Source organism: Arcticibacterium sp. SM2516 (assembly GCF_057914865.1).
Genome location: NZ_CP195290.1, coordinates 4,175,913 through 4,191,270, shown reverse-complemented (window position 1 = coordinate 4,191,270; position 15,358 = coordinate 4,175,913). Strand labels below are relative to the sequence as shown.

At 37.3% G+C, this 15,358-nt stretch carries 14 protein-coding genes and 2 tRNA genes; 4 read left to right on the top strand and 12 right to left on the bottom strand.

The features are described 5' to 3' along the window. Window positions 1–12: 12 nt before the first annotated feature. The gene (locus tag ACSBFT_RS17260; protein WP_463045309.1) at window positions 13–1,269 is read right to left on the bottom strand and encodes an MFS transporter; all 1,257 of its coding nucleotides are present in this window, start codon (window positions 1,267–1,269) and stop codon (window positions 13–15) included. A gap of 849 nt (window positions 1,270–2,118) precedes the next feature. Between ACSBFT_RS17260 and ACSBFT_RS17255 the strand changes: the two genes are divergently transcribed. After that, on the top strand, window positions 2,119–4,371 hold the full coding sequence (locus ACSBFT_RS17255) for a TonB-dependent receptor family protein (RefSeq protein ID WP_489601694.1): 2,253 nt from the start codon (window positions 2,119–2,121) through the stop codon (window positions 4,369–4,371). A 180-nt stretch (window positions 4,372–4,551) separates the two neighbouring features. Here the strand turns inward: ACSBFT_RS17255 and ACSBFT_RS17250 are convergent, their stop codons facing one another. From ACSBFT_RS17250 to ACSBFT_RS17220, 7 genes are all read right to left on the bottom strand, one after another. Beyond that, window positions 4,552–5,487 (bottom strand): ISAon1 family transposase, encoded by a 936-nt coding sequence (locus ACSBFT_RS17250; RefSeq protein WP_489601692.1) that lies wholly within the window; start codon window positions 5,485–5,487, stop codon window positions 4,552–4,554. Window positions 5,488–5,515: 28 nt separating this feature from the next. Further along, a complete protein-coding gene (locus tag ACSBFT_RS17245) occupies window positions 5,516–5,875 on the bottom strand; it encodes an ISAon1 family transposase N-terminal region protein (RefSeq protein ID WP_489601691.1) in 360 nt (119 codons plus the stop codon). 51 nt (window positions 5,876–5,926) lie between these two features. Continuing rightward, window positions 5,927–6,910, bottom strand: a complete 984-nt coding sequence (locus ACSBFT_RS17240) for an ISAon1 family transposase (RefSeq protein ID WP_489604848.1) — start codon at window positions 6,908–6,910, stop codon at window positions 5,927–5,929. 79 nt (window positions 6,911–6,989) lie between these two features. Further along, a complete protein-coding gene (locus ACSBFT_RS17235) occupies window positions 6,990–8,006 on the bottom strand; it encodes an IS110 family transposase (protein ID WP_489601689.1) in 1,017 nt (338 codons plus the stop codon). A 251-nt stretch (window positions 8,007–8,257) separates the two neighbouring features. Then, window positions 8,258–8,590: an ISAon1 family transposase N-terminal region protein gene (locus ACSBFT_RS17230; protein ID WP_489601687.1), complete on the bottom strand. Its 333-nt coding sequence runs from the start codon at window positions 8,588–8,590 to the stop codon at window positions 8,258–8,260. A gap of 299 nt (window positions 8,591–8,889) precedes the next feature. Next, window positions 8,890–8,975, bottom strand: a tRNA-Leu gene (locus ACSBFT_RS17225). Between the two features lie 54 nt (window positions 8,976–9,029). After that, a tRNA-Gly gene (locus ACSBFT_RS17220) sits at window positions 9,030–9,102 on the bottom strand. 113 nt (window positions 9,103–9,215) lie between these two features. On the opposite strand from ACSBFT_RS17220, the gene hisIE reads away from it, so the two are divergent. Genes hisIE through ACSBFT_RS17205 form a run of 3 tightly spaced genes read left to right on the top strand, consistent with a single transcriptional unit; the run spans window position 9,216 to window position 10,544 of the window. Beyond that, a complete protein-coding gene (hisIE, locus tag ACSBFT_RS17215) occupies window positions 9,216–9,818 on the top strand; it encodes a bifunctional phosphoribosyl-AMP cyclohydrolase/phosphoribosyl-ATP diphosphatase HisIE (protein ID WP_463046151.1) in 603 nt (200 codons plus the stop codon). Window positions 9,819–9,825: 7 nt separating this feature from the next. Continuing rightward, window positions 9,826–10,164: a phage holin family protein gene (locus ACSBFT_RS17210; protein WP_463046152.1), complete on the top strand. Its 339-nt coding sequence runs from the start codon at window positions 9,826–9,828 to the stop codon at window positions 10,162–10,164. Next, complete coding sequence (locus ACSBFT_RS17205; RefSeq protein WP_463046153.1) at window positions 10,161–10,544, top strand: hypothetical protein; 384 nt, start codon at window positions 10,161–10,163, stop codon at window positions 10,542–10,544. The genes ACSBFT_RS17210 and ACSBFT_RS17205 overlap by 4 nt, the downstream gene beginning before the upstream one ends. Here the strand turns inward: ACSBFT_RS17205 and ACSBFT_RS17200 are convergent, their stop codons facing one another. From ACSBFT_RS17200 to ACSBFT_RS17185, 4 genes are all read right to left on the bottom strand, one after another. Then, window positions 10,545–11,933 carry a cellulose synthase family protein gene (locus ACSBFT_RS17200; protein ID WP_489601685.1) on the bottom strand — a complete coding sequence of 463 codons (1,389 nt, stop codon included), beginning with the start codon at window positions 11,931–11,933 and terminating at the stop codon, window positions 10,545–10,547. It abuts the gene before it with no gap. Between the two features lie 62 nt (window positions 11,934–11,995). Next, window positions 11,996–12,685 carry a glycosyltransferase family 2 protein gene (locus ACSBFT_RS17195; RefSeq protein WP_489601683.1) on the bottom strand — a complete coding sequence of 230 codons (690 nt, stop codon included), beginning with the start codon at window positions 12,683–12,685 and terminating at the stop codon, window positions 11,996–11,998. Between the two features lie 56 nt (window positions 12,686–12,741). Then, the gene (locus tag ACSBFT_RS17190; RefSeq protein WP_463046156.1) at window positions 12,742–13,785 is read right to left on the bottom strand and encodes an energy transducer TonB; all 1,044 of its coding nucleotides are present in this window, start codon (window positions 13,783–13,785) and stop codon (window positions 12,742–12,744) included. Continuing rightward, a complete protein-coding gene (locus ACSBFT_RS17185; protein ID WP_489601681.1) occupies window positions 13,786–15,252 on the bottom strand; it encodes a S41 family peptidase in 1,467 nt (488 codons plus the stop codon). It abuts the gene before it with no gap. Window positions 15,253–15,358 lie beyond the last annotated feature (106 nt).

Below are 15,358 nucleotides of genomic sequence, written 5' to 3'. Positions count from 1 at the left end.
TTAAATAAAGGTTTAAATTTCTATTCTTTGAACTTTACCTACTATAAAAAGTAAAGATATAAAGCCCAAAATACATAGTCCCGAAATGAGTGCCAAGGCAGGTGCAAAGTCTCCGCCATCTACAAAATATCCTATGGCAATGGGTATGACCACAGCTGATAAGCCACCAATAAGATTAAACACACCTCCCACTAAGCCAATCAGATGTTTCGGTGCAATGAGTGAAACAAAAATCCAGCTTATAGATGAAAGGCCGTTACCGAAAAAGGCTATCGTAAGAAAAAGGATAATTAAAGGCGTACTGTCTGTATAGTTTGCTCCTATAATACACATGGATAATAAAAGGCCAACAAGCACAGGTGTTTTTCTGGCTAGTTCATTGGATAAGCCTTTCTTGATAAGTAAATCTGAGGTAAAGCCAGAAAGCAGTATACCGCAAAATGCCGCTAGAAAAGGAATGGATGCCAAAAAGCCTGATTTGATAAAGTTTAAACCTCTAAACTCTACCAAATAGGTAGGAAACCATGTCAAAAAGAAAATAGTGACTGAACCCATGCAAAATTGAGTGATATATAATCCCCAAAGTTTTTTATGCTGAAAGGCCTTGGCCAAATCTGACCAGTTCCATGGTTCGCTTTTGTTTTCTCTATGAATTCCTCCTCCTTCTTTAATTAAAGCCAATTCTTCTGGGGTAATACTTTTGTGTTTGTCAGGGTCGCGGTATAAAACATACCAAACTATGGCCCAAATGATGCCTATGATTCCTGAAATGACAAATAGTCCTCGCCATCCAAAATAAGCTTGTACGGTAGCTAGCACAGGGTATAAAAAAGCAAGGCCGATGTATTGGCCAGAAGTATAAATGGCAATGGCAGACGCTCGTTCACTTTCTGGAAACCAGCTACTCACGATGGAGTTATTACATGGGTAGGAAGGAGCTTCAAAAACTCCAATAGCCGCTCTTAGCCCTATAAGTGCGGCAAAGGAGCTTACTAAAGATTGTAAAACGGTGACAATAGACCATAAGAGTAACATTATGCTATATAATAACCTTGGACGTACTTTATCCACTAAAATTCCTCCCGGAATCTGAAGCGTGACATAGGTCCAGCCGAATGCTGAAAAAATGAGCCCCATCTGGACTTTGCTTAATTCTAGGGAATCTGTCATGGCAGATGCTGCCACAGAAATATTAGTCCTGTCTAGGTAATTAATAACCACCGTACCAAAAATCAAAGCCAATATTTGAAATCTCTTTTTTGAAATCATACTTTTTGTTAAAGGCAAAAAAAAGAGAGGGTAGTCCCTCCCGTTTTAACATTTATTCAATCTATTCTTTTAATACTTAATATTGTTCTTAAAGCTCATTCTTATCTTAAAAGCATGAATTAAACTGTTCTAGGAAATTTAAATATTCATGTATTTTAACGTTTCCATTTTCTCAGAAGGGATGATTCATGTATTTTGAAATCACGGTCACTGTGAGGTCAAATAAATAATCGTTGCTAGCTCGGTTTTCTTTAATGACACTTCATAAGAATAGAACATCTCAAAAATCATATAAAATAGGGGTAAAGTGAAGTATTTTAACTGATTAAAAACTGAACATGGGCTAAGGTTTTGACCGAAGGGTTATTAAAAGGGTTATATATAAGTTGCTGTCTATGCCTTTAACATAGTAGGTGGTAGAAAGCAAGATCATAAATAGAGGGGATGGTACTGCGTAAATTAAGGTAATCAATTATGTTGAGAGACTTTTGGAGTAAGATTTATGACCCAATTATAAGTGGCAGCATTGAATAACATATTGTAAGAATTTTCAAACGTTCAATTCAGCCTTTCTCCTTTTGATATCAAGTTTTGTGACAACGACTACTGCTTGCCTAAAAAATGCTGTTAGGTCTACAATTAAGAAAAGTAAGTTTTATAAAAGGTGTCCTAAGCACTAATTGTATAATTTCAATAATTTATTATCTCTCTCGATTTTATTAAGATGCTACTTATGAGCCCATTATCGACTTTGACTGCTGTTATTTAAAATAATTCTAAATAGTTTTGAAAGTTTAACGTCTCTGCTCTACATTTGTGCCTTATTTGTAATTGATCTAAATAAAACCAATGAAAAATATAGGATTCTACTTTTTACTCTTAAGTACATTAATTTTTGCTTCTGCAAAAGCACAAGAAATTCCCACTGAGATAGTATCTAGTATCGACACTTCAATTATTGACTTAAATGAAGTGGTCATTTCAGCGAATATGTTTTTTGGAAGTAAAGCAAATACAATAAACAGAACAGGTTCGGCTTATTTCTTATCTTCCCAAGAAATAGCCAAACAAGGTCACACAGATATAGCAAGAATGCTTGCAAAGGTTCCAGGAGTTAATTCTTATGACGAAGATGGGTTCGGGTTGAGGCCGAACATTAGTCTTAGAGGAGTTTCAGCAGAAAGAAGTGCAAAAATAACAATCATGGAAGATGGTGTATTAATTGCCCCCGCTCCATATAGTGCCCCAGCAGCTTATTATTTTCCTATGGCTCAGCGAATGAATGCAGTAGAGGTTCTTAAAGGGTCTAGTCAAATAGAATTCGGGCCTTTTACAACCGGAGGGGCAATTAATATGGTTTCAGCTCCTATTCCAAACAGTAAATCTGCTGGAAAGGTAAAAGCTAACTACGGAAGTTTTGGAAATAGGAATTTGAGTTTGAGATTCGGCCAGAAATTTGGGCAGTTTTCTTATGTATTGGAAGGTTATAATCAAGGATCAAATGGTTTCAAAGAACTTCCTGTTGGCGAAAGAAATACAGGTTTTAATAAGAGTGATATTCTAACAAAAATTAGATTCAACACAAAGGAGCATAAGACTAATTCACAATCGATTGAGCTTAAAGCCCAATATTCTAATGAACTTTCAGATGAAACTTATCTTGGTTTAACCACAAAAGATTTTGAGCTTAATCCATTCATTCGTTATGCGGCATCAGCTAATGATGAGATGAAAGCGGAACATTTTCAGTTGATGGCTACCCATACCATCGATTTGGGCAATTCTTTTAGAATTACCACAGTGGCCTATAGAAATACGTTTTCTAGAAATTGGTATAAACTCAATGATGTTGTTGTGAATGGTGCCAAAACTGGAATTGCCTCAATCTTAAACAATACAGCGTCAAATGAAATTGCTTTTGGGTATTTAAGAGGAGCAGACTCTCCTGTAAATACTCTATTGCTTAAAAACAACAATAGGAAATATGTTGCTCAAGGGGTTCAGACTAAGTTGGATAAACATTGGAGCACAAATAAGATCAGCCATGATTTAGAAATTGGAGCACGGGTACATTACGACGAAGAAGATAGGTTTCAATGGGTAGATGGCTATCAAATGAATGAGGGTAATCTTAGTTTGACAAATCCGGGTGTCCAAGGTACAGATGCCAATCGCATTAGTTTTGCCAATGCTGCTTCAAGTCATATTTTATACAGATTTACCTTATCAAAAAAACTCACTATTGCTCCTGGAGTGAGATATGAAAACATCAAACTTGGTCTCGAGGACTTTGGCAAGTCGGATGTAGAAAGAAATGGGCAAGATTTAAAAACGAAAGAAAACAATGTTGACCAGTTTATTCCTGGGATAGGCGTAAACTTCAAACCTAATGAAGCGATCGCAGTGTTTTCAGGAGTACATAAAGGTTTTTCCCCTCCAGGGGTTGATGAGGGCAGTTTACCTGAGTCCAGTATCAACACAGAGTTGGGAATTAGAGTTTCCAAAAATGGCTTCTACGGTGAATTGGTAGGCTTTAATAATAATTACAGCAACCTTCTTGGGAGTGATTTAGCAGCAAGTGGAGGTACTGGATCGCTAACGCTTTTTAATGCAGGAGCTGTCAGGGTTAATGGTATTGAAGCCATGGTAAATTATAGTTTGAAAGTTGGCCAAAATAAAGACGTCATTATTCCTTTGGAATTCAGCTATACCCAAACAAACTCTAAGTTCCTTAGTGATTTTTCGAGTTCTGAGGAGATTTGGGGAAAAGTTACATATGGTGACCAACTTCCTTATATTCCGGTTCATCAGTTTTTTACGACTATTGGTATTGAGATTAACCAATTTACAGCTCAACTGACGGGTCGATACAACGGAGCTATTCGTACTATCGCTGGATCGGGTGAAATACCAATAGAGAGCTTGGTAAAAGCTTACTTTGTCTCGGACTTTGCTACCAAGTATCAATTGAATGACAAATTGCAGCTTAGCGTGAACATCAACAATGTGTTTAATAATCACTATCTAGTTTCACGTGTTCCTTCTGGTTTAAGGCCTGGTTTACCTTTTAGTCTGATGGGCGGATTTGAGTTTAGCTTTTAAATTAAAGGGAAGACATTCTTGATTCCAAACAATACAAGAGTATGACAAGTAGGTGGAAATAAGTTTAACCTTGTTTGTTTTAGGCAACACAATCAGGGTAAATGACATCTTTTTGATTTTTCAAAAACTTATTTAATGGCATATTATTGGGTCAAGAGCAAAATCTGGGGGATGAGTTCTTTATGCATAAATTTGACATAGTCTAAATAGGAAGAATTCAATACTCCTGACACCTCTAAACCTAGATCTAAAAGCTTTGATTTTCGCATTGAAAGATTCTGCTGAAGCATTGGTACTTCTATTATCAAAATAATTAAGAATAGTTCTGTAATGATGCTCAAATGTTCGGGCAATTGAATTAAAGGATTTAAAGCCTGCTTGTCTTACTTCTTCATGCCATTTGGCTAGTCGAGCTAAACCATAAGTTTGGTCAGTGGTTTTGTCATAAATCTCGGCTAGTTTAATACCCAGTCCGAAGGCTTTTTCAATATCTGGATAGCGTTCAAATAATAGAGCAGCTCTTTCGGCTTGCGACTTAGACCAGTTTGCTGGTCGTTTATAAAGTACATATCTACCTCTAGCTAAAAGCTGCTTGAGTGTATCGCCATTACTTAGTATCTCAGGTTTATAAGGAGTTCCCTTTACTTTTGCAAGTTCGATGGCATCACTTTCTTGGTCTATAGCCTCCCAACGATGTTTAATTCTCATTTCTTGCACCGCATCCCAGGCTAATTTTTGTACGTGAAACCTATCGGTAACTCGTTTTGCACAAGGAAATGATTTCTTGATTGCCAACTCCATATTAGGAGCCATGTCAAGGGTTACTTCTTTGACTTTCTTACGTTTAGGCTCTGGTATTTTACGTAAGGCTTTTATGATATCAGCCGCCTTAGTGCCTGCTATGATGGCAACAATGCTCCCTTTTTTTCCTTTCGCTTCTTTATTGGTCAGAATAGTATAGAGTTCTCCATCCGAAAGGCTAGTTTCATCTATTGACAGATATTCTCCCATATTTTGTGGGTAGATTAGCCATTCTTTGGCTCTTGGCTTTTGCTTCCAGTTTTTGAAGTCGCTTAAATGATTCTTATACTGCCGCTGTAGTTTCTTCCCATTCAATCCGAAGAACTTGCCAACCGTTTCGACATCAATAGCCTGTGTATCTATTGAATTCTTTTAAAAAAGCAGCAAACTCTGTTGTCATTCGAGTTCCCTGAGCTACTATTTCCCAATTCCTTGTTACGTTCTTTCCTGTTTCCAAATCCTTCCATTTACGACGTTTGACATGAAGGAACACTTTGTAATTACGAATCGGAAAGTCTTGGATGGTTATTTCATCATAGAAGCCTTTTGAATGAAGTTTTAGTTCTGATAATTCCTGTGGAATATCCAACTTCTCTTCTAAGTAAATTCGCAGAATTTCAGTCTTTTTATCCTTATCGACCTTTATCAGATTGAAATTATCGACTAACAATTCGGGCAACAATAGCTTTACTAGTTCTTCCAATTTTATAGCTGTTAAATTTGGGTCAAGAGCAAAATCTGGGGGATGAGTTCTTTATGCATAAATTTGACATAGTCTAAATAGGAAGAATTCAATACTCCTGACACCTCTAAACCTAGATCTAAAAGCTTTGATTTTCGCATTGAAAGATTCTGCTGAAGCATTGGTACTTCTATTATCAAAATAATTAAGAATAGTTCTGTAATGATGCTCAAATGTTCGGGCAATTGAATTAAAGGATTTAAAGCCTGCTTGTCTTACTTCTTCATGCCATTTGGCTAGTCGAGCTAAACCATAAGTTTGGTCAGTGGTTTTGTCATAAATCTCGGCTAGTTTAATACCCAGTCCGAAGGCTTTTTCAATATCTGGATAGCGTTCAAATAATAGAGCAGCTCTTTCGGCTTGCGACTTAGACCAGTTTGCTGGTCGTTTATAAAGTACATATCTACCTCTAGCTAAAAGCTGCTTGAGTGTATCGCCATTACTTAGTATCTCAGGTTTATAAGGAGTTCCCTTTACTTTTGCAAGTTCGATGGCATCACTTTCTTGGTCTATAGCCTCCCAACGATGCTTGATTCGCATTTCTTGCACCGCATCCCAGGCTAATTTTTGTACGTGAAACCTATCGGTAACTCGTTTGGCCCAAGGAAATGATTTTTTGATAGCCAACTCCATATTAGGAGCCATGTCAAGGGTTACTTCTTTGACTTTCTTACGTTTAGGCTCTGGTATTTTACGTAGGGCTTTTATAATATCAGCCGCCTTAGTGCCTGCTATGATGGCAACAATGCTCCCTTTTTTTCCTTTCGCTTCTTTATTGGTCAGAATAGTATAGAGTTCTCCATCCGAAAGGCTAGTTTCATCTATTGACAGATATTCTCCCATATTTTGTGGGTAGATTAGCCATTCTTTGGCTCTTGGCTTTTGCTTCCAGTTTTTGAAGTCGCTTAAATGATTCTTATACTGCCGCTGTAGTTTCTTCCCATTCAATCCGAAGAACTTGCCAACCGTTTCGACATCAATAGCCTGTGTATCTATTGAATTCTTTTAAAAAAGCAGCAAACTCTGTTGTCATTCGAGACTGGGCGTATTCTAAGACCTGAATCTATCCAAAATTTTAAGCAACTTTATTTGAATTGCCCATGCTATTTGAGTAGTTATCCACATATTTCGTTTGATTTCTAATAACTGCAAACATCCTTGTAATTAGCTTGAATCGTACTGCATTAATTATTGAACCATAATGTTTACCTTCATCTATTTTCTTAACATAATAAGCTGCTATTTGGCTATCATGTATCAATGTGCTTCTAGCAGCTTGAGTTAGATAGGCCTTGAGGTTCTTATGTGCATAAAAACAAACATGAGTCTTACCTCTAAGTGAAGTACCTGATGTGTTTTCAAAAGGAGCAACTCCGCAATATGAAGCATATTTTCGTGGGTCAGAGAATTTCGTAAAATTATCGGTATATATAAGCGTAGCTACAGCATTTACAAAGCCAATTCCTGGAATACTAGTCAGTAATGTATAATTCAAAAACAGCTCTGGGTTGGCTTTAATCAATTCTAACATTTTAACCTCCAGCTTTTCAATTTCCTTTTGAGCAAGATTAAACATTCTCTTGTAACCCTTTAAAAATGGATCATTTTCTATAAGGTCTAGTTTATGAGACCATTCTGAAATATGAACCTGAAAAGTCTTTCTAGTGTCAATAAGTGTATTTCGAAGGCTAAAGAGCTTTTTGAGCTCGAAAACTACCAGAGAACCTTGATTTTCAGGCTTTAAAGTCTCTCGCTTTTCGTTTGCATATTTTGCAATTCGGCGAGCATCTACTTTGTCACTTTTTCCGTGAACTAAACCCATTGATTTCTTCACCTCAAGGCCCGAAATTCTCGTGAATCGAATCTTCTTTGCAGTACAAAACTGAACAAGCCGATACTCATAAAAGCCAACATATTCAAATGTAAGCCAGCATTGCTTTATGTCAATTGAATTAGTTTTTAACCAAGCACAAAACGACTTAAACCCAACCGCATCATTTGACGTAGAAAAGTAAAGTTTAGTGCCGTGAACATGCCCATCAAAAGTGAGTTTGGAAATATCAATTCCCACAAAAATATTATTACTTTGCATTTGAAAATTATGTTTAATGGTTTTCAAAAAATGATGCCGATGGTCTAAGACCTTTGATTATTTCCTACGAAAAAAATATTCTAAATAGACATTTCAGCATCTTATGAAAGGAATGGAGTCTAGTACGCCCATTAGGTAACAATACCTAAGTCCCCGTTTAGTTTACTCCATTCTTTTTTCTTTCACAATTTAAGAGTTACCCACAACTTAATTCCCCCTAGAACCCCCTATTACAAAAGAAGTAGTTTTAACTAAGTTTTGATATCTCGGAGTCCAAAGGTCCCCGTCCACTGAGCTACTATTTCCCAATTCCTTGTTACGTTCTTTCCTGTTTCCAAATCCTTCCATTTACGACGTTTGACATGAAGGAACACTTTGTAATTACGAATCGGAAAGTCTTGGATGGTTATTTCATCATAGAAGCCTTTTGAATGAAGTTTTAGTTCTGATAATTCCTGTGGAATATCCAACTTCTCTTCTAAGTAAATTCGCAGAATTTCAGTCTTTTTATCCTTATCGACCTTTATCAGATTGAAATTATCGACTAACAATTCGGGCAACAATAGCTTTACTAGTTCTTCCAATTTTATAGCTGTTAAATTTCTCCAAAATTCAGAATTTAACAGCTATCCCCCAACTTTTGTTCTTGGTCCATATTATTTACTGAGGATCGGGAGTCGGGTTTGATTACGAAGATCTCATTCGTAAACTTTAGCTAGAAGATGTTGGTGTTAACACATAAAGTCATTAAGTAAAACTTGAGTGCTTTTGGTACCGTGTACGTGTCAGGAAGGCCTGCCCATCACCCCCGTGCGTTCGTTTCGTTTCAAAGATTTTAGGGTTAACATAAAAAAAGCCGCAAAACTTAAGTTTTGCGGCTTTGTACCGGGGACGGGGGTCGAACCCGTACGAGCGTTTCGGCTCACAGGATTTTAAGTCCTGCGTGTCTACCAATTCCACCACCCCGGCGGACGAAGTCCTGTTTGAAAAAAAAACCCCCATACTATGGGAGCTTTATTTTCGAGCAAAAGACGGGTCTCGAACCCGCGACCTTAACCTTGGCAAGGTTACGCTCTACCAACTGAGCTACTTTTGCTTGTAATTGAGCTGCAAAGATAAGTGAAGGTTTTTATTTGTCAAGACATTTTTTAAATATTTTTCTTCTTTTCTCTTTTAGCAAACGTACTTTTGTGGCTCAAAGATAATGATATGACAAGAAAACCCGATTTCTCTAAAAGTCCAGATAGCCTGTTACCCGTTGTGGTTCAGGATGTTCATACGCTAAAGGTCCTCATGTTAGGCTATATGAATGAAGAAGCCTATGAAAAAACATTGGCTGAAAAAATCGTAACATTTTTTAGTAGAAGCAAAAAAAGATTGTGGACAAAGGGGGAAACCTCTAAAAACTTTCTCCATTTGAAATCTATAGCTATAGATTGTGATGAAGATACTATCCTTATAAAAGCTTTGCCAGACGGTCCTACTTGTCATACAGGAGACGATACTTGCTGGCAAGAGTCCAACACAGGGAAAGTAGGTTTCTTAGACCATCTAAAAAGAACGCTTCATGATAGAAAATTAAATCCGTCCGAGAAATCTTACACCAGTAGCCTTTTTGCCAAAGGCATTAATAAGGTGGCACAGAAAGTAGGAGAGGAAGCAGTGGAATTGGTGATTGAAGCCAAGGACGATAATAAGGATTTATTTTTAGGAGAAGCTGCAGATTTAATGTATCATTATCTTGTACTTTTAGAAGCCAAAGACATTGAGCTGGATGAGGTTATCGATGTCTTGATTAGCAGACATAAATAATACAAATATGATTAATTACGTAATAAGATTAATACTAGTGGGTTTAGTGGTATTTCAGATACCAAACCTCCTTCCAGACATCTCTGTTGACTCACTAACGACCGCCATTATAGTGGCATTGGTAATGAGTATCCTTAATACTTTTGTCAAGCCGATATTGACGATCCTCTCTTTGCCAATTACTATTCTTACGCTGGGTTTGTTTTATTTTGTAGTTACCGTATTTATAGTTTATATCTGTGATGCCCTCATTGGAGGCTTTGGTGTGACTGGTTTCATTCAGCCATTGATTTTTAGTTTTATCTTAAGTATTGTAAATAGCCTTGTGGGTTCTTTTCAGAAATGAAGTATTTGTCATTTTTTGCCATTCTTGGCTTCTTGGCTTCTTGCAGGTCAAAACCAGTAGATTTAGGCACGTCTTTTAGTTCGGAGGAGTTTAGGTCTGACAGGAATGCTTGTGAAGGAAAAAGAGCGTCTCTTAAAGATGCTCTCATAGCGAATAAGGATTCACTTCTGGGTCATTCAGAAAATGATATGTTTTCTACCTTAGGAAGATACGACCTGCAAATGCTAGATGCTAGAAACCAAAAGGTCTTTATCTACTTTTTAGAAAAGGGGCCGCAATGCGAAAGCGTTTCAAAGCCTTCTAATTCTTATTCTATGGCTGTTTACTTCAATGCCACTAAACTGGTGAAGGAAATTACTTTTCAGGAAGGTATTTTGTAGCTATGCTTCAAACAGGGAATGTTTGACCGTATAAAACGCAATAACTGCATATCCCAAGAAAACCATAAAATGGAAGGGCATCATGCCGTATAATTGTTTTTGGAAATCTAGGTAGAGCATAAATAGGAAGGTTAAGGATATAAGCCCTTCTAGCCATGTTATAAAGGATATTTTCTTGATAGAATATATATTCCCTTTCCAAGAATCTGTTTTGTTGACTACGTTAAACTTTGGGGTTCTTACGAAAGGCGTTTTCTTGCCCATCAAACCTTCTACCACAGCTATGGTATTATGTAACGATAGTCCCATCATAAAGACCAAAAAGAGAAAGAATCTTTTAGCAAAAGCAAAAAACGAATTGTTTTTACGCTTAAAGGCTAGCCAATAAAAGGAACCTAGTATAAGCCAATTGACCTGAAAAAGGGTGGTCAAGTTCACTATTCTATGGTATTTGGAGAAAATATGAGTGTTTAAAACCAAAGGAATACTAAAGAAGGCTAGGGCCATCACGCTTATAAATATGGAGCTGTTTAATAAGTGGTAGAAGCCATGGAGTTTAGTGCCAAATCCCATGTTTTTGGCACGAGTTATCTTGCCGGCATTTTTCATGAAACACTCTGCACCGCCTTTCATCCATCTGTATTGCTGTGATTTTACAGCAGGTAATGTTACCGGAAGTTCCGCAGGAGATTCCAATTCGCGGAGGTATTCAAATTTCCATCCTTTTAGTTGTGCTCTATAACTCAGGTCTAAATCTTCTGTGAGCGTGTCAGGAGACCAGCCACCAGCGTCTTCAATGGTTTCCTTTCTCCATACCCCTGCGGTGCCATTAAAGTTAATGAAATGATTGGCTGCAGAACGCCCTGGTTGTTCTATAAAGAAATGGGCGTCTAAGCCAAAGGCTTGCAATTTCGTGAGTAGAGAATAATCTTCGTTGATATGTTCCCAGCGGGTTTGTACTACACCTACTTTTGGGTCTTGAAAGAGTGGGACAGTTTTAAGCAGAAAGTCTTCTGAAGGAATAAAGTCGGCATCAAAAATGGCAATAAATTCGCCTTTGGCTGTTTCTAATCCATATTTCAAGGCTCCAGCCTTAAAACCAACCCTATCGGGTCTTCTAATTAAAGTAATGTCAAAACCGAGAGCTTGGTATTCTTTTACCTTAGCTTCCAGTAATTCCGTGGTGATGTCATTGGAGTCGTCGAGAAGCTGTATTTCCAGTTTTGAAATAGGGTACTGTATTTTGAGGACAGCATCTACCAGTCTATTGACCACATATTTTTCATTATAAACAGGAAGCTGTATAGTGACTATTGGTAGCTCCTTTTGCTCTAAGGAAGATTCGGCTGGTTTATACTTAAAATGTGAGATGATTAAGCTGAATTGCATCAAGCAATACAGAAAAATAATAGTGAGAGGAATTAAATATGCTATAAGAAAAATTATATCCATTATTTAAGAGCGTATTTAAAAATCCAAGATAAGATTTTGTATCCGGCCATGATGGTTCCTTTAATCGTCCCAGATACCTTAGATTTTCCTATCCGTTTTCTGTATCTAACAGGAACCTCTGTTGTTTTTAATCCTTTTTTTGCGGCCTTTAACTGCATTTCTACCGTCCACCCGTAAGTAGTGTCTACCATAGCGAGTTCTGTTAAGGCAGTGTATTTTATGGCTCTAAAAGGACCTAGGTCTGTATAAGAAACATTAAAGAAAAGTTTTATCAATTTAGTGGCAAGCCAGTTACCAAAAACTTGCTGTGGCGTCATTGAGCCTGGTTCTCTTTGTCCTAAATTTCTGCTTCCAATAACCATATCCATACCATCATTAAGGATGGGAGCTATAATTAGAGTGAGTTCTTCAGGATAATCTGAATAATCGGCATCCAAAAAGACAACGACTTCTGGTGACTTTGTTTTTAAGTATTCCAAACCTTTCAGGCAGGCATAGCCATAGCCTTGTTTGGGCTCATCTATTACCGTGGCACCTGCTTTTCGGGCAGATTCCGCAGTATGATCACTAGAGTTGTTATTAACCACCACCACTTCTTCCACGAAATGGGGTATTTCGGCTATTACTTTATCAATTGATAGTGCCTCGTTAAAGGCTGGAATAACGACGTAAATTCCTTTAGGAGTCAAGCGACTAAATTTTTATTGGCAAAATAGAGATTATTGACCCATATCTACGGTATAACTTACTCCTTGGTTTCTGGCGTATGGTTTTGGCAGTATTTATCATAGAGACCCTCTGCTCTTTTTTGTCCCAAATTTTTTAGTTGAAGGTAATCTTCACAAGCACTATCTACTTTTTGTGTAAAGATGTTTGAGGCTGCTCTTAGATAATAAGAACTTAAAGAATAAGGGTCGTTCTCAATCGCTTTGGTGAGGTAGTAAATGGCCGAACGATAGTTTTTTGCCGCGAAGTAATATTTGCCGTTTTCTTCGTATTCAGCTGCAACAGCTTTTTTCTCCTCCTCTGCACTAGGTTCGTAGGCTGTTTTGGAGTAGCCCAAATCAAAATTATATTCTACTTCACAATTGACGTTTTTGCCTAGATATTTTGCAGGAAGCCATTTGCCTTTGGTTTTGTTAACGGCATTAATCAGTTTTTGGTCAAACTTCTGGTTTGAACTTGCAATAATTCTTTGACCTTCAATTTTACCGGTTTTAGTGACAATAAATCTTACCACAAAACCACCTTTTTTAAATTCAGGGTATTTGAAGTTTGAATTGATGAAATCTATGGCAGAGCTTCTAGAATCTATGAATTTAGGTTCAACGAGCCCTGGTTTATTGATATAAACAGACTCGCCGTTTTTTGCTAAATAGGAGTCTAGGCTTATACCCAGATCATAAACGGGCTTGTAGTACATTTCTATTTTTATAGGCTCCACTTCGTCTGTATCTACCACCTGAGAGATGACTAAAACAGGATTGTCCAGTCTAATGATTTTAAAATGATTTCCTCTATAGCTGATGGTACTATCTTTTACCGTATAGGTGCTTATAGAGTTTATACCGTCAATGGAAACGATAAGGCTATCACCAGAAAATTCCAGCCCGAAGCTGGAATTTAAAATGCTCTGATTGTATATAGGACTTCCGTCCTCTAAAGTGATTTTGTTTTTAACCCATTCTCCTTGAAGGCTTTTTCTAACCGCAGTTTGCGATATTCCTTGCTGAATAAAGGAAAAAAGTAAAATTAAAAGGACGGAAGTGTTTTTTAAATATTTAGACATTTATTTGCTTTTGCTCAAGTACTCTGAAGCATACTTAACCCAGTCTGCTTCTTTCTTTGGTATTTTAACGTCTGGCGTAATTCCCTTATTATCTATTCTTGTATCTCTTGCACTTTTGGCCAAGCCAAAAGCTAATCTCCAACCAAAAGCGGGTAAACCCCAATCTCTTACTTCTATGTAATCTGCCAGACCTTTTGTTTTAGTACCAATGATTACGGTCTTATCGCTTTGTTTGGCTTCTAAAGTAACACTTTCTGCCGTACTTGCGGTATTTTCGTTCACAAGAATTGCGACTTTTTTTGGATACGGCGTAGCTCTCAGGTATTGAAATACTTTGTCTGGGCCTTGAATGTCTTCTCCCATGTTATTTTTCATAGAAGCTATTACCGCCTGAAGTTTTGGAGCTAAAATTCTTTTATACTTTGGGAAAGCCTGTATAGACTCTAGCTCATGAGAAAGTAATATGAGGTTTTCTTCAGACGCTCTAAACATGCCCCCTTTTCTTACAATTGGCTTGTCAGCAATAAATGGATATAGAGCAGAAAAAGCGTTTTCATCTCCTCCTGGATTATTTCTTAGGTCGATAATCAGGTTCTCTGTATTGGTTATTACTCCTTTGTTTTTATTGACCATTTCTAGAATATAGTCGGCGGCATCAATAATAGTAAAAGGAGGAAGTGTAATTAAAGCGGTCTTATTATCAATTTTTTCAACCCTCCATTCTGGGATTCTTGTTAAGATATCTTCATTGTTGATTTCCTCTTTAGGTGCTGGGTAAATCTTTTGGAATTTATAAACATCATCAATCACCAAGTAATTTTTTACCAGTCTGCTTAGCTTGACTTCAGAAGTGAAGTCAGCGTAATAATAATCGGTGTCGAATTTGTCCTTAGAGATCTCTTTTAGTTCAAATTTAACTTTGCCAGCCGTCCAGTGTTCGTCTCTTTTGCTTAGTAAAAAGGCTTCATATCTGTCTTTTTTCTTGCCAGAAGCAATTCCTACTCGGTAGTTTTTGTCGTCCGTTTCCCAAATGCCCACTACATCTGGAAGGTTCTTGTTTTTTTCTAAGTACTTTTTGAAGGCATCTTCTCCTTTAAACGCCACCGTTCCCACTTTAGACGCACGCTTGGCTAGGGCATTGGAAGCTTCTGGTTTAACATAAGGGTTCGGGATATTAATAAATAGATGCCCGTCCTCGAAAAACGAAAGCCAATCATTTATAACATGATAACAAGCCTCTGCTTCGTTTATTTTAGAAACCCTTTGCTTGGTTTCTTCGGTGACTTTGTCAAATTTTCTCTTATTTCTAGAGGTTACTTTTTCGCTCCACCCGGCGTAGTTATCTTCCACTTTTTGGTAAATGGCGTCAAAGTTCCTAGAGCATAAGCTTTGTTTTTCCGGCTCTTGAGCTTGGGAAGATAGCCCAAAAAGCACCAGAGAAGCGGAGAGTAAGGTTATTTTTTTCATTAGTCAACACGTTTTTTAAATTTACATTAGTTTCGTGAATCCAAAACAATGCCAAACTTTCAAAGAACTCCTACTTTGTCTGATTGTTTTTATGAATGGCTTAATT